This is a genomic window from Candidatus Epulonipiscium sp. (assembly GCA_012519205.1).
Taxonomy (GTDB): domain Bacteria; phylum Bacillota; class Clostridia; order Lachnospirales; family Defluviitaleaceae; genus JAAYQR01.
In genome coordinates, this window is record JAAYQR010000010.1 from 37,235 (window position 1) to 56,139 (window position 18,905).

Genomic DNA, 18,905 nt, shown 5'->3' on the forward strand with positions numbered 1-18,905 from the left:
AAAATAGTTTTGATGGTATGGAGGTTAAGATGCTGGCGCATATTTATATTAAAAACATAGCTCTGATTGATGAGATTACTATTGATTTTGGTGAAAACTTAAATATATTAACGGGGGAGACTGGGGCAGGTAAATCTATCTTAATAGATTCTATTAACTTTGCCCTGGGAGAGCGCACCTCTAAGGAAGTAATCAGAAGTGGAGAAGACAATGCCTTAGTGGAACTGTTATTTTATATAGGAAGGGATGAACAAATAGAATCCTTTCAGTCCATGGGGATTCCCATAGATGAAGACAGATATCTACTTATTTCAAGAGCCATCAACCAATCCGGTAGAAATGTATGCAGGGTCAATGGGCAAACCATGACCCTAGGGATGTTAAGACAGGTATCTTCAATGCTAATTGATGTCCACGGCCAGCACCAACATCAATCACTTTTAAATGTAAACAAGCACATCGAACTTCTAGATCAATTCTGCAAAGAAGATATCTTTGAACTTAAAAACAAACTTTTAAAAAATTATCGGGAATATAAGACCATAGAAAAGGAAATCAATGACCATTTAGGGGACGAAAAAGAAAGAGAAAGGAAAATCGATCTCTTACAATTCCAAATCGATGAAATATCCGAGGCTAAACTTAAAAATAATGAAGATATAATCCTTAATGCTCAACTGAAGGTTTTATCAAACTCTGAGAAGTTAAGCATGGGAATAGATAAGGTTTACACCTTTTTATATGAAAATGATCCTAGGGGAATATCTGCTTCTGATTCCTTAGGAGAGGCCTTAAAGGTTTTAAGAGATTTATCAGCCATTGATGGAGAGATTTCCACCATATATGAAACTGCAGAAAATATTCAGGTCCAATTAGAGGATATATCCGTAGAGATCAGAAACTATAAGGATAAAATTGACCATGATCCCGATGGGCTTCATTTTGTAGAAAATAGATTGGATTTAATTTATAATTTGAAAAGAAAATACGGCAATACTATTGATGAGATTCTAAGTTACAAAGAAAGGATAGACCAAGAACTTAATACCATAATAAATAGTGAGGAAAAAGTAAAAGAATTAAGAACTAAATACTTAGATATAAAGTCTCAAATAGAGGAAACCTGTGAAAATATATCCACCATAAGAAAAGAAAAAGCCAAAGAAATAGAAGACAAAATTGAAGGGGTATTACATGATTTGCAAATGAAAGCGGCTAGATTTTCTATTAGTCTCTCAAAAAAGGATACATTTAATGAAGACGGATGGGACGATGTAGAATTCCTAATTACAACGAATCCCGGGGAAGACTTAAAACCTCTTACTAAAATAGCATCCGGGGGAGAAATGTCAAGAATAATGCTTTCCTTAAAAACTGTCTTGGCGGATATAGATGAAATAGACAGTTTGATTTTTGATGAAATTGATACGGGTATTAGTGGAATAGCAGCTCAAAAGGTATCTGAAAAACTTGGAATTATTTCTAGAAAACATCAAGTAATATGTATTACCCATTTACCCCAGATTGCAGCCATGGGAGATAGACATTACCGAATAGAAAAGACGGTAGAAGGGCAAAAGGCAATATCTTCAATTAAAATCTTAGAAAAAAAAGAAGCTATCAATGAATTGGCAAGGCTAATGAGTGGGGCGGCAGTTACAGATATTACTCTTAAAAATGCCGAAGAAATAAAGAATATGGCAAAACAATTTAAAACAAAATTTTAAAAAAGCTAAGGATATCCTTAGCTTTTTTTTGGATGAATATATAATGGGATTTTTAATAGTTTTTGGCTGGTATAAGAATAATTTAAAAGGGTTAATTTATGATTATAAGTTATAAAAATAATTATTGCAATGAATCTTTTTAAATTTATTCTAGGGTGTGAAAACATGCATAATAGAAAAGCTAAACATGTAAAATCCTTAAGAATTGGAATTTTATTTATTTTATTCATAGCTATTATAAGCCCTTTTGCTGCTTCAACCATATATATTCCACAAGAAATTAAAATAATAGAAGGAAGAGAACACCAATTTAAATTTAATTTGCCCCTTCAAGCAAATATCAAGGCACAGGGGCAGGGAGTTTTAAAGGTTAACAATAAACCAATTGGTGAGGAAAAAGTCAATATTAATTTAGGTAAGCCTTTTTCTATCCAATCTAACAGCAAGGGTACCTTAGATGTTCAATTAAAACTCCTAGGAATTTTACCCTTAAAGACCCTTAAGGTCGATGTCATTTCACCCATGGAGGTAGTTCCCTGCGGCATGACAGTAGGGGTTAATGTTGAAACAGATGGCATAATGGTCCTAGGGACAGGTAATATACATGGAATTGATGGCAAGGTATATGAACCATGTAAGGGGATATTAGAGGCGGGGGATTTGATTTTAAAGATTAATGGGAAAAACCTCAATAATAAGCAAGAACTTATTGATTTCATCGAAAAAAATGGTGAAAAAGAGTTTAAGATAGTTATAAAAAGACATAACGAATTATTTGAAAGTAGTATCAAGGCAATAAAAAGTAAAGAAGACAATACCTTAAAAATCGGGGCTTGGGTTAGGGATCAAACCCAAGGGATTGGAACGATTACTTATTATAATCCCAGTAATAAAAGTTTTGGAGCCTTAGGTCATGGCATTACTGATGTTGATACAAAGAAATTAATGCCCATTAAAGAAGGAAAAATTATGAAAGCAGAAATTACCTCAATTAAAAAGGGACAAAAAGGCATACCCGGTGAGTTGACAGGAGCTATTTTTGATAGCGAAGAATCAAGATTAGGCATAATAAAGCTTAATACATCCCAAGGAGTTTTTGGTAAAATACGCGATGAAAAGATAAAACTTTTGCCTGGAGAAACAGTTCCTATTGCACTACAGCATGAAATATCAGAAGGGGAGGCAGTCATTCGTTCTAATATATCCGGTGACTGTATAGAAGAATTTAAAATATATATACAAAAGGTGTCAAATTTTCAACAGGATTTATCTAAAGGATTGATAATTAAAATAATTGACCCTAGATTACTGGATAAAACCAACGGAATTGTACAGGGCATGAGTGGTAGTCCAATTTTGCAAAATGGGAAATTAATAGGGGCAGTGACCCATGTTTTTGTGCAGGACCCTACAAAAGGATACGGCATATTCATTGAAAGCATGCTTAAAAAGGAAAATTTAATGGAATAAAATTGAACAATATACTCTTTTTTATTATGAAGTATGTTTTTGTGAATAAGATTCTTGATTTTATCCTATATATTCATTATAATAGAAATAGATTGAAAACTTCTTACCAGAGAAGTTTTAAATAAATCAAGGGGGGAATCTTTTTTGAAGAACAATAAGATTCAAATAGTATTAGCGGATGACAATAAAGATTTTTGTGACATCCTAGCAGAATACTTAGGTAAACAAGGGGATATGGAGGTTATTGGGAAAGCTAGCAATGGCTTAGAAGCCTGTGATATAATAATTGAAAAAAAACCAGATGTTGTTATATTAGATGTAATTATGCCCCATTTAGATGGAATCGGAGTTTTGGAAAGACTTAATTCCATGGCTATGGAAAAAAGACCAGTATATATTATGCTTTCTGCCGTAGGACAAGATAAAATCACAGAAAAGGCATTAAATTTAGGAGCAGAATACTATATTATAAAGCCTTTTGATATGGAGACCCTCATTACCCGAATCAGACAGCTTAAGGGACAGCATGAGATTATTAAACATAAATCCTCCTCAACAAATACTATAGATAGGGCCTTTGCTTTTTCTGCCCATGGTCTTGAAACAGAAGTTACTAATATAATTCACGAAATAGGCATTCCTGCCCATATAAAAGGTTACCAGTATCTCAGAGATGCAATTATTATGTCTATTAACGATATGGATATTTTAAATTCCATAACAAAACAACTATATCCCTCCATAGCAAAAAATTACAATACTACCCCCAGTCGAGTTGAAAGAGCTATTCGTCATGCCATTGAAGTAGCTTGGAGCAGGGGAAAAATGGATACCATAGACAAACTTTTTGGGTATACAGTCAGCAATGGAAAAGGCAAACCAACCAATAGCGAATTCATTGCCCTTATAGCAGATAGGCTCCGTTTGGAGATGCATGTGAGTTAATACATAAAAAGCTTCGTTACTTTAAAAGCATTATTTAAAAGTAACGAAGCTTTTTTGTTATATTTATTTTAAAATCATCCATACTAAATACAGGGCCAAAAAGGTATATACCTTACGAATAAAAGCAGGTGACAAAGTGAGTATTATAGGTATTGCAAAAATAGACTATAAAACTAAAAATTTAATTCAAAGAGTGACCCCTAATGATATCGCCATTATCGATCATGAGGATTTAGACTATACCTGTGCTTACAGTCTAGCCTCTAAGAAGGTAAAGGCAGTTATTAATAAATCTCAATTTATATCGGGAAAATTTCCCAATAGAGGACCGGGTATACTTCTTGATGCCCAAATACCCATTTATGAAAATATAAATCATAATATATTTGATTTCATTAAAGAAAATGACAAAATTGAAATAAAGGAAAACTTATTGTTAAAAAGTGGACTTAAGGTACCTCTAAAAGCCATCACTAAAAATCAATGGGATAAGTCCCAAAAGATATCTCAAAAAAACATTCAAAAAGAGATGGATTTATTTATTGATAATACCCTTTACTATATGGAGGAGGAAAAAGATGAATTATTTCTACCAAGAAAATTACCGACCCTTCATGTAAATATCCAAGGAAGGCCAGTACTTCTTGTGGTTAGGGGACATCACTATATTGACGATTTGATGAAGTTGAGTGGTTTCATTTGTAGAAACAAACCAATTTTAATCGGTATTGATGGAGGAGGGGATGGTTTTTGCTCCCTTGGTTATACCCCGGATATTATTTTTGGGGATATGGATAGTGCATCAGATGATGCTCTTAAAAAAACCAAAGAAATAGTGGTTCATTCCTATTTGAATGGCAGATGCCCTGGAGAAAAAAGGCTTAAAAGGCTTGGGTTGGCCTACGAAAAATATTCTTGTTTTGGAACCAGTGAAGATGCTGCTATTTTAATGTCCTATTTTATGGGGGCATCGATTATTGTGACAGTGGGAAGTCATAACAATATTATTGATTTTTTAGAAAAAAACAGAAAAGGTATGTCAAGCACTATTTTAATAAGGATGCTCACAGGTTCGAAATTAATAGATGCAAAGGGTTTTTTTAAATTATTTTAGATAGAGACGGTGATTTTATTGGAGAAAAGGGTATCCATAATTATACCTGTATTCAACGAAGAAGAAAGAATAGCACGAACAATCAAAGGTCTTATTGATGCCGGTATAAAGTGCTTAGGGGAAATAATAATTGTGGATGACGGCTCCACGGATAAAACTAGAGATGAAATAAACAGTTTAGGCTTAGGGAGCATAATATATATAAGGCTTAATAGGAACTATGGTAAGGGGGCTGCCCTTAGAAAAGGATTAGAAATCTCTAGATATCCTATTATTGCATTTTTAGATGGAGACCTTGGGGATACCTCAAAAGAAATAATAAAGCTAATAGAGCCCGTCTATAAAAATAAGGCAGATGTTTCTATTGCTGTGTTTCCTACACCTAGTACCAAAGGGGGGTTTGGAATTTTAAAAAAAGTATCACGTTTAGGGGTTTGGGTTTTAACAAATAGGTATATGGAAAACCCTATTTGTGGACAAAGAGTATTTAAAAAATCAGTCTTTTCAAATATAGAAATACCCGATAGGTTTGGGGTAGAAATAGGTATGACCATTGATATTTTAAATCAAGGTTTTAAAGTATGGGAAGTTCCTGTTCAAATGAGCCACAGGGAAACCAAGAGAGATCTCCAAGGGTGTGTACATAGAGGAAAAGAATTAATAGATGTACTTAGGGTTCTAATGAGGAAATTCTATAAGCATAAAAATGCGGTAAACAGAGGGTGAGTTGATGATTTTTTATTTGATTGGAGGCATAATATCCTTTATTACTGTATTCTTTTGGAAACCCCTAATTATAGAATTTCTCCTAAAGTATAATATAAAAGTTAATAATTATAATCAAAAGGAAATTCCCTTAGGCACCGGCATACTTTTATTGTTGGCAATCACCATAGCAACTTTTTTCTTAATATTTTTTTCAGATGAACCCATTATGTATTTTGTATATTTGTTTGGACTTTCGTTTATTGGATTTGCAGGAATTATAGATGATTTTGTAAAAGAAAGCAAAATAAAAGGTCTACGGAGTCATCTTATAAGAATGTATCAAGGGGAATTGACCTCCGGAGGACTGAAGGCTTTAATTGGGGGATTAGCGGCGTTATATATATCTTTTTCTTTTTCAACTAACCTATTTGATTTAATAGCAAATATAATGTTGATTCTTTTTTCAATCAACAGCATGAACTTATTCGATGTCAGACCCGGAAGGGCTTTAAAAATTTTCTTAGGGGTAGGTACCATTCTATGGATATTTTCTAAGGCTCCGGATAGATTTTTAACTCTTTTGGGTATTGGAGGAGTACTGCCTATTCTAAAAGGGGATTTAAGAGAAGAGCATATGTTAGGAGATGTGGGAGCAAATATATTGGGATATACTATAGGATTTACAGAGGCTATAACCTTAAGTATTCGATTTAAAATGGTTATGGTGGTACTATTGATTCTTTTGCATATTATAGCTGAAATCACTTCTATAACAACTATTATTAAAAAGGTTCCATTTCTTAGGTATATAGATGATTTAGGTAGGGCAGAAAAATAGGGCGCAAATTCATATGCGCCCTTCATTTAAATTGATGCATTTTTTAGGTATTAGCTTCTTTTTTAATTTACCATAACGGGGAACGCCGTTTTCCATAGGAATATCGGGTTCTCCTTGTATCAAAGGTTTTATGTACTCAATACAGTCCTTTGTAACAAAATTCCCTTCTTTATTGATCCATTCCAATGGAATTAAATGTTCTGAGTTGGCTGCTTTTTCTATTTCAAACAATTCTGCATCATATTTATAAGGGGTATTTGCTAATCTTTTAATGCCTACTAAATATCCGGACTTTCCTTCTATGGCATATTGAACGGCTCTTTTTCCTATATAGCAAGATTCCTCAATATCTGTTTTTGATGCAAAATGCATGGCACATCTTTGTAGGATACCTAGCTGAACAACTTTTACTCTTTTTTCTATATGGTTTTTAACGTATTCCCCTAAAATAGAACCAACTCCCCCTAATTGGGCGTGACCAAATATATCATGGTCCTGGGTATCCATATGTTCTATGTAGTTGCCTTTGCTGTCTTTGATTCCCTCTGATACAACCACTAGGACTTTCCCTTTTTCCGAATATACTTTTTTAATATCTTTTTCAAAGTTTTCATAGCTAAAGGGGTATTCTGGTAAATAAATTAAATCGGGAACATCAAAACGCTTGCTTTTAGCTAGAGCAGCAGCGGCTGCAAGCCATCCTGCATTTCTTCCCATAACTTCGATGATGGTAATGATATTAGAATCATAAACAGAAGCATCGATTGCGCATTCTAGGGTACTGCCTATAATATATTTTGCAGCGCTGCCAAAGCCAGGGCAGTGGTCGGTTCCCATTAAATCATTATCAATTGTCTTAGGAATCCCTAGTATCCTTATATCATAATTAATCTTTTTAGCATGGGCAGAGAGCTTTGAAACTGTATCCATGGAGTCATTTCCTCCAATATAGAAGAAATAGCGGATATTATGTGCCTTAAAGACTTCAAATATCCTAATATAATCCTTTTTATCATCCTTAGCATGGGCAAGTCTATACCTGCAGGAGCCCAATCCGGAAGAAGGAGTTGTCTTAAAATAATCAAGTTCTTCTTTATCTTCTTCTTCAAAATCAAAAAGTTCTTCTCTTAAAACTCCTAAGATTCCATTTTTTGCTCCATAAACCTTTTGAATGGCGCTACTTGCTAATGCTTCTGTGATTGCACCATAGGCACTGGCATTAATAGCTGATGTAGGTCCCCCTGATTGAGCGATAATACAATTTCCTTTAAGCATTTTTAGTTTCCTTTCTATTTTCCTTTATGGATTAGTTTTTTTATTTCTACTTCATCCGGTGTAATATAAAGGGTTTTTTGGTTATCATAAATCACCATTCCCGGTTTGGCACCGCCGGGTTTTTTTACGTTCTTTTTGAAAGTATAATCCACGGGGACATTACTGGATAATCTCGCTTTACTAAAAAATGCGGCAAGATTTGCTGCAGCAAGAATAGTGTTTTTTGGTATTTCCTCCCCTTTTGTTTTTATGATGACATGGGAGCCTGAAATATCTTTTGTGTGAAACCATAAATCTAAAGAAGAGGCAAACTTTAAAGTCAGTTCATCGTTTTGTCGGTTATTTTTACCTACATAAATATCAAATCCTTCCTGAGAAATAAAATGAAGGGGTTTGGATTTAATTTGTCCCTTGGATTTATTTTGCTTTTTACTTTTGATATAACCCTGTTCTTGTAATTCGTGGCGGATATCATTGATATCACTTTCATCGGTACTAGTTTGTGTTGCCATTAATAAGGAATCTAAATACTGTATTTCCTCTTCAACCTGATTAAGTTGCTCTTCTAGAGCAATAGCAGCCCTTTTTGCTTTGTTGTATTGTTTGAAATACTTTTGTGCATTTTGTGATGGAGTTAGGATAGGGTCTAGGGAAATAGCAATATTGGGCATATTCTCATCATAAAAATTAATGGTTTCAAAAAAAGTCATTCCTTTTTTGATGGAGTAGATATTTGCTGTAATTAATTCACCATAAATTTTAAGGTGTTCCCTATGGGAGACATCTTTTAGTTTTTGTAATTGCAAGTCCTTCTTTTTATAGCAGCGCTCTAGATTATTCTGGATAATTTTATGGATATCACCGGATTTTTGTTTTATCCTAGAAATCTTATCTTTTTCCCCGTAATAAGCTTCTATTACTTCAGAGATAGAAGGATACACCTGTTTTTTATAACCTATAAATTGCATCATGTCAACAGAAGAAAATTCTACAGGTTCATTATTCTTGGGAGAAACTATCAATTGTGGTGAAAAAAGATTGACTTTAATTTTAGAAAAAATATTTGCCATGGCCTTATCTAGGGCCTGTTTACTTTCATCGGTTATTTCTTCTAGATAGATAGAAGAATCAAGCCCTGCCCTCAAACATATTTCAGAGGCAATTGTAGGACTAATACCCGAAAAGGATTGATAGATTGATTTTTGAAGTTTTGTCCCCTTAGAACCCTTTAGATAGTTACTATAATCACCATTTTCAACTTCTAAGGGATTCATTTTATCGTGGGAAGGGGGCCTTACATAGGTTCTTCCCGGCAAGACTTCTCTTATGGAGCTTTTATCCTTGGACACATGGATGATGCTATCAAGAATGCGGTATTGGTTATCGGTTAATATGATATTGCTATGGCGGCCCATGATTTCAATAATCAGTCTTTTGGTGGATAGATCACCTAGTTCATCTAAGGATTCAATATGAAACTCTACGATTCTTTCAAAATCAGGCTGAAAGATATCGATTAATTTTCCCCCGGACAAATGTTTCCTAAGGAGCATACAAAACATTGGCGGGGTATCGGGGTTTTTCTTTTGAATAGCAGTTAGGTGAACCCTAGGGTGATTGCTATGGGCACTTAAAAGTATTCGATGATTGTTTCCGCTACCTCGGGCAAGTATAATGATTTCATCGGGTTCCGGCTGATAAATTTTATCTATCCTACCACCTAGGATAAGGCTTTTGATTTCATTAACAATATTAGCAAGGACAATTCCGTCTAATGCCACAAAAACTCCTCCTTCAGAAATTAAATTCTAAGAAATGTTATATCCCTAGTATAAATAAATATGATATATTTATATCATTTTTACTTTAAAAGTACAAATTCCATTTTATTGACTTACCTAAAATGGTGAGTTATAATACAAAAATAGAAGGAAACCAAAGTATTTAAAGAAATGGGCTGAATAAAATGATTCGTAGTATGACAGGATATGGTCAAGGAGAAATTGTTTTTAATGACAGAAAACTCTCAGTAGAAATGCGCTCCGTTAACCATCGCTATAATGACATTAATATTCGTATCCCTAGAATCATCAATTCTCTTGAAGACAATGTGCGGACTTTTATAAAGGATAGAATTTCTAGGGGAAAGGTTGATGTTTTTGTTTCTTTTGAAACAGACCTTGGGGATGATTTAGATGTTTCTTTAAATGAAGAATTGGTAGCTGCTTATATAAACCAACTTAAGAGAATCAAAGACAATTATGATATCATAGATGATATTTCCGTATCCTTAGTAGCTAAATTTCCTGATGTGATTGTAATTAATAAAAAAGAGCAAGACAAAGATGTCCTATGGGGTTTTTTGGAAGCTGCTTTAAACCAAGCATTTAGTTCTTTTATTGCTATGCGGGAAAAAGAAGGGGAGATATTAAAACAAGATATCTTTTTAAAAGCTGACCTTTGTAAAAAGTATTTAGATAAAATAAAGGAAAGAAGCCCTGACTTGGTTAAAGAGTATAAACTCAAGTTAGAAAAGAGAATACAGGAAATAATCCCAAGTCATTCTATAGACGAAAATAGAATTGCAGGGGAAGTTGCCTTATTTGCTGATCGTTGCAGCATAGACGAGGAAATTGTTCGTTTAGAAAGTCATATCCATCAATTAAGGGAGATTCTAAATACGGAAGAGGTAGTAGGGAGAAAACTAGATTTCTTAGCACAAGAGATGAACAGAGAGGTTAATACCATTGGTTCGAAGGCAAACGATATTGAAATTACGAAGGCAATTGTAGAATTAAAGAGTGAAATCGAAAAAATAAGGGAACAAATTCAAAATCTCGAATGATACCAAGGAGGTAAGGTATGGGGATTAAGCTAATTAATATTGGATTTGGAAACATTGTATCCGCCAACAGGCTAATTGCCATTGTAAGCCCTGAATCGGCTCCAATCAAGCGAATCATACAGGAAGCTAGAGAAAGAGGAATGCTAATTGATGCAACTTATGGAAGAAGAACTAGGGCAGTTATTATTACCGATAGCGACCATATTGTTTTATCGGCGGTACAACCAGAAACAGTGGCTAATAGACTAAATTTCAAAGAACATGACCCCTCTAACGACGAAATTGAAGAGGTAAAACTGAAAAACAATAAAGGGGATTAATGATGAACAGCGCAAAAGGTGTAAATATAGTTATATCCGGTCCCTCCGGTTCGGGGAAGGGGACCATAGTAAAAAAACTAATTAAAAGAGATGGTTATTTCCTTTCTATTTCGGCAACTACCAGGGCTCCAAGAGTAGGTGAAGAAGAAGGGAGTCATTATTTTTTTAAGTCCAGGGAAGAATTTGAAGAAATGATTCATAAGAAAGAACTAATTGAATGGGCAGAGTTTTGTGATAACTATTATGGAACTCCTAAGGCCTATGTCGAAGAAAAGATTAAGGAAGGAAAAGATGTTATATTAGAAATAGAAGTTCAAGGGGCACTACAGGTAAAAGACCTATATCCCCAGGCAATTTTAATATTTATAGTTCCTCCAAGTTTAGCCGAATTAAAAAACAGATTAGTAAATCGGGGAACAGAAGATAGTCATATCATAGAAAAAAGGTTAAAGAGAGCCTTGGAAGAATTGGATTTTATTAATAAATACGATTACATCGTAGTTAATGATTCAGTCCTAAAGGCCGTAGAAGATATCGATAGGATTGTAAAAGCAGAGCATATGAAAGCTTCAAGAAATTTAGATTTGATTGATAAAATAAAAGGGAGAGATAATAATGCTTAAGCCATCTTACACTGATTTAATGGAAAAACTTAACCAGAATAGTTCTGATGAAGATAAACCCATAGTAAGCCGCTATTCCATAGTGATTGCAGCGGCAAAAAGAGCCCGTCAAATTGTAGATAAGGGGGACTCTTTATTGGATTCCAAGGTAGATAAGCCTGTATCCATTGCGGTTAAGGAATTGTACCAAGGTAAGGTTGTTATTACAAATAAAATTACCCCCCCTGATACTACACAAGACATAGATACATTGTCGGGGGATTCAATTCAAAATCATGATATGGATGAAGATATTGAGAGTTCCGATGAATAAAAACTGCCCCTTGGGCTTTTTTTTTGAACCAGTTGAAGATTCTTATTGTAAATGTGCGCCTTTTCGCGCACTTTGTTTATAAAATGGAGGTAGCCATGGATAAGAAAACTGTTGTACTAGGAGTTACGGGTGGTATCGCAGCCTATAAGGCTTGTGAAGTTACCAGCCGTTTAATAAAATTAGGATTTAATGTACAGGTTATTATGACTCAATCTTCCACGGAGTTTGTTAGACCCTTGGTATTTCAGTCATTAACCAATAATCCCGTAGTAACGGACATGTTTGAAAAGCCATCTACTTGGGAGATTGAGCATATTTCCTTGGCTAAAAAAGCAAATTTGTTTTTGATAGTCCCTGCGACAGCTAATATTATAGGGAAGATAGCCTGTGGTATTGCAGATGATATGTTATCCACCACGGTGATGGCTACAAAAGCCCCGGTAGTTTTTGCTCCTGCTATGAATACAGCCATGTATCAAAATAGGATTGTACAAAAAAATATAAGTAATTTGAAAGAGCTAGGGTATTTTTTCATATCTCCTTCCCAGGGAAGATTAGCCTGTGGAGATATGGGAGTTGGAAAACTGGCAGAGGTAGAAGCAATAGTAGAAGAAACAGTTAGGATACTTAATCCTAGGCCCAAGGATTATTTGAATAAAAGGATTATGGTTACAGCCGGTCCCACAAGAGAATCCATAGACCCCGTCAGGTACATAAGCAATCATAGTTCAGGGAAAATGGGCTACCAAATAGCAAGGGCTGCAATCGATAGGGGAGCAGAGGTAACCTTAATTACAGGGCCTACTAGCCTAAAACCCCCAGAGGACTGTGAAACTATTCATGTAACAACTACGGAAGAAATGTACGAAGCGGTTATCAAAAACTATGACCAAGTCGATATGGTTATAAAATCTGCAGCACCCAGTGACTATAGACTAGAAACTGTATCTCCTTCGAAGATAAAGAAAACTTCCGACACCCTAACAATTCATCTTAAACCTAATAAAGATATATTAAAGGCATTAGGCGAGAAGAAAAAGAAACAGGTTCTTATTGGCTTTGCTGCAGAAAGTAATAATGAACTAAAGTATGGTATAGAAAAATTACAAAAGAAGAATTTAGATATGATATGCATTAATAATATATTAAGGGAGAATGTGGGATTTAATCATGATACCAACCAAATTACCATCGTGAAAAAAACTGGGGAGCAAAAAACTTTTCCTTTAATGAGTAAGGAAGAATTGGCCCATTGCATTTTGAATGAAGCCTTGAAATTATAAAGGCCCATGGATTAAATGAGGGAGGAAAATATGCTTGCAGAAGTAATAATAGGAATTTCCCATTCGAATCTGGATAAATTATTTCATTATAAAGTACCTAAAGACTTAGAATCTACAATTCGAATTGGCAATAGGGTAATGGTTCCTTTTGGTAGGGGAAATAAAAGGGTAGAGGGCTATGTTGTCGGATTTTGTGATGATACTTCTATAGAACTTAGTAAATTAAAAGAGCTAGACAATATAATAGATAGGTTTCCACTCTTTGATGAACATATGCTAGAGTTAGCTAAGTGGATGAAAGAATATTATGCCTGCAACATGATTGATTGTCTAAAGACAATAATACCTTCGGGAATGAAGGTAATAGTAGAAAGCTTTGTAAGAATATCCTCTCATATTTTTGATAGCTGCGAACTTGAATTGGATAAAAGGACGGAAAAAGAAAAGGAAGTTCTTTTATATTTATTTAATAAAAGACAATACATCTTAATGGACGATGTTTTTGATTTGTTTGGGAAAAGCACGGATAGACTTATAAAAAAGTTTATTAAAGAAGGCATTGTTGATCATAAGCAAAAAGAAGATATAAAAGAATTAACCTATTATATAAAATATGTTTCCATCAATAAAGAAATGGATATGGAGCAGCTAGAAGATATAATAGATAGTTATAAATCAAAAAAAAATTATCACGCACAGGCAAGGATACTTTCATTCTTAGTGGCTAATGAATCAGTATCCCTTAGTGAAATCAAAAAGGTTCTTCAGATATCTAGTGCTTCCATTCAATCCCTTAGCAATAAAAATATGATTCAAATAGAAGAAGTAGAGCTCAATAGAGATCCTTATGGCCATATTTATTTTAAACCAACAAGTCCTCTTATTCCTACTAAGGAACAAGAAAATGTGATAAAATATACATTAAACAAAATAAATAATTCAAAAGGTGGAACCATCCTTTTACATGGGATTACGGGCAGCGGAAAAACAGAAGTATATCTACAGTTGATTGAAGAGGTTATAGGAGAAGGAGGGCAGGCTATTGTCCTCGTTCCTGAAATTTCATTAACCCCGCAAACCGTTGAACGTTTCAAAAGTCGCTTTGGAGATAAGGTAGCCGTTACCCATAGTAAACTTTCCCTCGGAGAAAGATTTGACCAATGGAATATGGCAAGGGAGGGAAAAGTCTCTGTTATGATAGGACCAAGATCGGCAGTCTTTGCTCCTTTTTCATCCCTAAAACTTATCGTAATTGATGAAGAACATGAAAATACCTATAAATCAGAGATAACTCCAAAATATCATGCTAAAGAGGTGGCAAAAAAAAGATGTGAGATGTTAGGAGGGGTATGCCTTATCGCATCAGCTACTCCATCCCTAGAATCTTACCATGATGCTAGGCTTGGCAGTATAGGATTTCTTAAGATGGATAATAGGACTAATAATTCCCAACTTCCGGAAGTAGAAATCATAGATATGCGAGCTGAACTTGTAAGTGGGAATCGTTCTATTTTTAGCAATGCCCTTGAGGAAGAAATCAAAAAAAACCTCTATAAAAAAGAACAAACCATATTATTTCTAAATAGAAGGGGTTTTTCTAACTTTGTATCCTGTAGAAAATGTGGCTATGTGCTTAAATGTAAAAGTTGTAGTATTTCATATACTTACCATGCGTATAATAAATCCTTACAATGTCACTACTGCGGTGATAAAATCAATATACCTTCGCTTTGCCCCCAATGCGGTTCACCCCATATAAAATATTTTGGCGTTGGGACGGAAAGGGTGGAAGCGGAAGTGAAAAAGGTATTCTCTGGGGCCACCGTTCTTAGAATGGACTTAGATACAACTAGGGGTAAATACGGATATGAAAAAATATTAGGGCAATTTAAGGCACAGAAAGCAGATATATTAATAGGCACCCAGATGATAGTTAAAGGCCATGATTTTCCCAATGTTACCCTAGTGGGGATACTAGCTGCAGATTTAACCTTACACCTTCAAGATTTCCGCTCTGCTGAAAGGACCTTTCAACTTTTAACCCAGGTCAGTGGAAGAGCAGGAAGGGGAGAACTGCCAGGAAGAGTATTAGTTCAAACCTATGATCCAGAGCACTACAGCATAGAAATGGCAAGAAACCATGATTATGAAGGGTTTTATGAAAAGGAAATAGAGCTTAGGAAAGAGTTGAATTATCCGCCTTTTTCCCATATTTTTATGATTCTTATGGTGGGAACCAATGAAAAAAATGTAATTACTAATTCTTATAAATTAATTGATATCTTAAGATACTTTAATAAAAACAACCAATTTGAACTTTATGGACCTGCCCCGGCTATATTATCAAAAATAAAAAATAGATATCGGTGGAGAATAATAATTAAATACAATGATAGAAATATTTTAATGAAATATGGTTATTATTGTATTAATAGGTTAAAGAAAATAGTAAACACAGAAGATATATTAATTCAGACGGATATTGACCCCCTTATGATGAATTAATTTAGAAGTATAATAAAAAGGAGGAAGTGCAGTGGCATTGCGACAAATTAGAACCGATGGAGACGAAATATTAAGAAAAAGGTCTAAAGAAGTAAAAGAAATTACCCCTTCGGTATTAACCCTATTAGACGATATGGTAGAAACAATGTATGAGGCAGAAGGAGTAGGACTTGCAGCACCTCAGGTGGGAATTTTAAAAAGAGTAGTTGTTATTGATATAGGGGATGGGATTATTGAACTGATTAACCCCGAGGTTCAGGAAAAAGATGGAGAACAAATAGGACCTGAGGGATGTCTAAGTGTCCCAGGTTTAACAGGAGAAGTAAAAAGACCCGATAAAGTTAAGGTAAAAGCCCAAGATAGGGAGGGGAATGAAATAATAATAGAAGGGGAAGGTCTCCTTGCTAGAGCGCTTTGTCACGAAATAGATCATTTAAATGGCGTTCTTTTTACAGATTTAGCGATTAGATATTTAGACGAATAAACGAAAAGAGGTAAAAGCATGAAAGTAGTTTTTATGGGAACACCTGAATTTGCTGTTCCCTCTCTGAAAAAATTAATCGAAGAAAAATACAATATTATAGCCGTTGTGACTCAGCCTGATAGGCCAAAAGGAAGGGGTAAAAAGACATTACCCCCACCGGTAAAACAGCTTGCATTAGAAGAAAATATACCAGTATTCCAACCGGAAAGGGTTAAAGACTCTGAATTTATAGAAACTATGAAATCTCTTAGTCCAGATTTAATCATTGTCATTGCCTTTGGGCAAATTCTACCTAAAGAAATACTGGATATGCCAAGGTTTGGATGTATCAATGTACATGGGTCCCTTCTGCCAAAGTATAGAGGCGCTGCCCCTATTCAGTGGTCAGTTATCAATGGAGAAGAAGTAACAGGGGTTACCACCATGTTTATGGATGAAGGAATGGACACAGGGGATATGCTCCTTAAAGGAGAAACTCCTATTTCAAAGGAGGATACTTCAGGGGACTTACATGATAAAATGTCTATCGTCGGAGCTGAAGTCTTAAAAGATACCTTAGACCAACTTATAAGAGGTAATTTAAAAAGAGAAAAGCAAAATAGTAGCGAGGCCACTTATGCTCCAATGCTTAAAAAAGAAATGGGTTTAATTAATTGGAATGAACCCTCTAATAAGATTGTTAATCTCATAAGGGGTCTTTCACCTTGGCCCAGTGCTTATACTTTTTATAAAGAATTTATGCTAAAAGTATGGAAGGCCCAGAATTACAATAAAACCTATGAAAATGCTTTGCCAGGTGAAATAGTGGAAATAATAAAAGATAAAGGCCTAATAGTCAAAACTGGGGATGGCAGTCTCCTTATAACGGAGATACAGGTCCCTAACGGAAAAAGAATGGCAGTAAGAGAGTACCTAAGGGGACATGATATGGACAAAAATACAATTTTAGGAACGAAGTTTTAGGGGGATTTTGTGGATATAAGGATGAGGCAATTTGTAAAAACAATTACAGCAATAGCATTCTTTCTTATATGTAGTTTTATTGCATTATGGCTACTCCATGCCTATATCCCAACGGACTTCTACAAAAAGATATTTTTTGTTATTACAGTTATTCTTTCTATTTTCGGATTACTTATTATGGCTGCATCTGTTTTCCTTATTATTATTTATAAGAATAAAAAACTATATCTTCTTTTGCCTGGAAGAGCCTCCAAAATCCTTAGGTGGATGTACCCTTTTATTATGGGTATGGCAGCTTTTTTACATTATGATAAGGGATTAATCAATCAGTTTTTTATTCAAATGAACAATATATTTGTTGAAGCATTGAAATTAAAAGGTCATCCTGGGGATATACTAATATTAGCCCCCCACTGTATTCAGCATTCAAGCTGCAATATAAAAATCACATCGGATCCTATGGCTTGTACACAATGTGGGAAATGTAAAGTCGCCAGTTTGAAGGAGTTAAAGAATAAATATGGATACAAATTATCCATTGCCACAGGCGGAACTTTAGCTAGAAGAGTGGTAAAAGAATATCATCCAAAATACATTATAGCAATTGCCTGTGAAAGGGATTTAATTAGCGGCATACTGGATATAAGTGGCATTCCTGTCTATGGAATTTTAAATGATTGTCCTAATGGTCCTTGTATCAATACCACTGTAAATATTAAAAAGGTAGAAGATGCCATTAAAAAATACAATCATAAGAATATAGAATTATCTATAAATTAAATAAGGAGTGGTAGAATGTTAGGTGGTTTATATTTTGATACTTCGTATATCATTTTAGTTTTACCTGCAATTATTTTCGCCATGTACGCTCAAACAAGGGTGAAATCAACTTTTAATAAATATGTTAGGGTAGGAACTAGAAGGGGGTATACCGGGGCGGAAATAGTCAATAAAATCCTACAATATCAAGGAATTGACGATGTTACTGTTGAAATGGTTTCTGGAAAACTAACTGATCATTATGATCCTAGGACTAAAACCCTTAGATTATCGGGAGAGGTCTATAATGGCAATAGTATTGCTTCCGTTGGGGTAGCTGCCCATGAGGTAGGGCATGCCATTCAACATAACAAGGGATATGTCTTTTTGAATTTAAGAAATTCCATTGTGCCCATTGTAAATATAGGGTCCCATATGGCAATGCCTCTTATTTTCTTGGGCATTGTATTTTCATACACCTTAGTTAATATTGGAATTCTACTTTTTTCTGGAGTTGTCCTATTCCAATTAATCACTTTGCCTGTTGAATTTAATGCCTCCAATAGAGCAATAAGAATCCTAGATGGAGAAGGACTTTTATTAGAAAATGAAGTTCCCCATGCAAGGAAGGTTTTAAATGCTGCGGCCCTTACATATGTTGCTTCTGCAGCAGTAGCCATAGCCAATTTATTACGTTTAATAACTCTATTTGGGGGCCGTAGAAACGATTAAA

Annotated in this window: 18 protein-coding genes; 16 read left to right on the forward strand and 2 right to left on the reverse strand. The window is 34.7% G+C overall.

The window, feature by feature from the left end; translation table 11 throughout:
• The first annotated feature begins 29 nt into the window (after positions 1-29).
• From recN to GX308_02380, 6 genes are all read left to right on the forward strand, one after another.
• Positions 30-1,727, forward strand: coding sequence for a DNA repair protein RecN (recN, locus tag GX308_02355; protein NLK20936.1), 1,698 nt, complete (start codon positions 30-32; stop codon positions 1,725-1,727).
• Positions 1,728-1,892: 165 nt separating this feature from the next.
• A complete protein-coding gene (gene spoIVB / locus GX308_02360) occupies positions 1,893-3,197 on the forward strand; it encodes a SpoIVB peptidase (GenBank protein NLK20937.1) in 1,305 nt (434 codons plus the stop codon).
• 144 nt (positions 3,198-3,341) lie between these two features.
• Entirely contained in the window at positions 3,342-4,142 is an 801-nt protein-coding gene (gene spo0A / locus GX308_02365) for a sporulation transcription factor Spo0A (protein ID NLK20938.1), read from the forward strand.
• Between the two features lie 136 nt (positions 4,143-4,278).
• The gene (locus tag GX308_02370; GenBank protein ID NLK20939.1) at positions 4,279-5,256 is read left to right on the forward strand and encodes a hypothetical protein; all 978 of its coding nucleotides are present in this window, start codon (positions 4,279-4,281) and stop codon (positions 5,254-5,256) included.
• A gap of 18 nt (positions 5,257-5,274) precedes the next feature.
• The gene (locus GX308_02375; protein NLK20940.1) at positions 5,275-5,982 is read left to right on the forward strand and encodes a glycosyltransferase family 2 protein; all 708 of its coding nucleotides are present in this window, start codon (positions 5,275-5,277) and stop codon (positions 5,980-5,982) included.
• A gap of 4 nt (positions 5,983-5,986) precedes the next feature.
• A complete protein-coding gene (locus tag GX308_02380) occupies positions 5,987-6,802 on the forward strand; it encodes a hypothetical protein (protein ID NLK20941.1) in 816 nt (271 codons plus the stop codon).
• Positions 6,803-6,811: 9 nt separating this feature from the next.
• Here the strand turns inward: GX308_02380 and GX308_02385 are convergent, their stop codons facing one another.
• Both GX308_02385 and GX308_02390 read right to left on the reverse strand, forming a co-directional pair.
• Positions 6,812-8,077, reverse strand: coding sequence for a 6-phosphofructokinase (locus GX308_02385; GenBank protein NLK20942.1), 1,266 nt, complete (start codon positions 8,075-8,077; stop codon positions 6,812-6,814).
• Between the two features lie 14 nt (positions 8,078-8,091).
• Entirely contained in the window at positions 8,092-9,858 is a 1,767-nt protein-coding gene (locus GX308_02390) for a fibronectin/fibrinogen-binding protein (protein ID NLK20943.1), read from the reverse strand.
• Between the two features lie 185 nt (positions 9,859-10,043).
• Here GX308_02390 and GX308_02395 point away from each other — a divergent pair, with 185 nt between their 5' ends.
• From GX308_02395 to GX308_02440, 10 genes are all read left to right on the forward strand, one after another.
• Positions 10,044-10,922: a YicC family protein gene (locus tag GX308_02395; GenBank protein ID NLK20944.1), complete on the forward strand. Its 879-nt coding sequence runs from the start codon at positions 10,044-10,046 to the stop codon at positions 10,920-10,922.
• 17 nt (positions 10,923-10,939) lie between these two features.
• Positions 10,940-11,242 (forward strand): DUF370 domain-containing protein, encoded by a 303-nt coding sequence (locus GX308_02400; protein NLK20945.1) that lies wholly within the window; start codon positions 10,940-10,942, stop codon positions 11,240-11,242.
• 2 nt (positions 11,243-11,244) lie between these two features.
• The gene (gene gmk / locus GX308_02405; protein NLK20946.1) at positions 11,245-11,865 is read left to right on the forward strand and encodes a guanylate kinase; all 621 of its coding nucleotides are present in this window, start codon (positions 11,245-11,247) and stop codon (positions 11,863-11,865) included.
• The gene (locus GX308_02410; GenBank protein NLK20947.1) at positions 11,858-12,178 is read left to right on the forward strand and encodes a DNA-directed RNA polymerase subunit omega; all 321 of its coding nucleotides are present in this window, start codon (positions 11,858-11,860) and stop codon (positions 12,176-12,178) included. The genes gmk and GX308_02410 overlap by 8 nt, the downstream gene beginning before the upstream one ends.
• 95 nt (positions 12,179-12,273) lie before the next feature.
• Positions 12,274-13,461, forward strand: coding sequence for a bifunctional phosphopantothenoylcysteine decarboxylase/phosphopantothenate--cysteine ligase CoaBC (gene coaBC, locus GX308_02415; protein ID NLK20948.1), 1,188 nt, complete (start codon positions 12,274-12,276; stop codon positions 13,459-13,461).
• Positions 13,462-13,491: 30 nt separating this feature from the next.
• Complete coding sequence (priA, locus tag GX308_02420; GenBank protein NLK20949.1) at positions 13,492-15,966, forward strand: primosomal protein N'; 2,475 nt, start codon at positions 13,492-13,494, stop codon at positions 15,964-15,966.
• 31 nt (positions 15,967-15,997) lie between these two features.
• Positions 15,998-16,450, forward strand: a complete 453-nt coding sequence (def, locus tag GX308_02425; protein ID NLK20950.1) for a peptide deformylase — start codon at positions 15,998-16,000, stop codon at positions 16,448-16,450.
• An 18-nt stretch (positions 16,451-16,468) separates the two neighbouring features.
• A complete protein-coding gene (locus tag GX308_02430; protein NLK20951.1) occupies positions 16,469-17,413 on the forward strand; it encodes a methionyl-tRNA formyltransferase in 945 nt (314 codons plus the stop codon).
• A 9-nt stretch (positions 17,414-17,422) separates the two neighbouring features.
• Positions 17,423-18,193, forward strand: a complete 771-nt coding sequence (locus tag GX308_02435) for a DUF116 domain-containing protein (protein ID NLK20952.1) — start codon at positions 17,423-17,425, stop codon at positions 18,191-18,193.
• A 15-nt stretch (positions 18,194-18,208) separates the two neighbouring features.
• Positions 18,209-18,904, forward strand: a complete 696-nt coding sequence (locus GX308_02440; GenBank protein ID NLK20953.1) for a zinc metallopeptidase — start codon at positions 18,209-18,211, stop codon at positions 18,902-18,904.
• The last annotated feature ends 1 nt before the right edge of the window (position 18,905 follow it).

What these genes read in the sequence shown, in the direction of transcription:
- recN (NLK20936.1), top strand. Translation starts at nt 30, where the DNA reads ATGCTGGCGCATATTTATATTAAAAACATAGCTCTGATTGATGAGATT.
- spoIVB (NLK20937.1), top strand. Translation starts at nt 1,893, where the DNA reads ATGCATAATAGAAAAGCTAAACATGTAAAATCCTTAAGAATTGGAATT.
- GX308_02380 (NLK20941.1), top strand. Translation starts at nt 5,987, where the DNA reads ATGATTTTTTATTTGATTGGAGGCATAATATCCTTTATTACTGTATTC.
- GX308_02385 (NLK20942.1), bottom strand. Translation starts at nt 8,077, where the DNA reads ATGCTTAAAGGAAATTGTATTATCGCTCAATCAGGGGGACCTACATCA.
- GX308_02395 (NLK20944.1), top strand. Translation starts at nt 10,044, where the DNA reads ATGATTCGTAGTATGACAGGATATGGTCAAGGAGAAATTGTTTTTAAT.
- GX308_02400 (NLK20945.1), top strand. Translation starts at nt 10,940, where the DNA reads ATGGGGATTAAGCTAATTAATATTGGATTTGGAAACATTGTATCCGCC.
- gmk (NLK20946.1), top strand. Translation starts at nt 11,245, where the DNA reads ATGAACAGCGCAAAAGGTGTAAATATAGTTATATCCGGTCCCTCCGGT.
- GX308_02410 (NLK20947.1), top strand. Translation starts at nt 11,858, where the DNA reads ATGCTTAAGCCATCTTACACTGATTTAATGGAAAAACTTAACCAGAAT.
- coaBC (NLK20948.1), top strand. Translation starts at nt 12,274, where the DNA reads ATGGATAAGAAAACTGTTGTACTAGGAGTTACGGGTGGTATCGCAGCC.
- priA (NLK20949.1), top strand. Translation starts at nt 13,492, where the DNA reads ATGCTTGCAGAAGTAATAATAGGAATTTCCCATTCGAATCTGGATAAA.
- GX308_02430 (NLK20951.1), top strand. Translation starts at nt 16,469, where the DNA reads ATGAAAGTAGTTTTTATGGGAACACCTGAATTTGCTGTTCCCTCTCTG.
- GX308_02440 (NLK20953.1), top strand. Translation starts at nt 18,209, where the DNA reads ATGTTAGGTGGTTTATATTTTGATACTTCGTATATCATTTTAGTTTTA.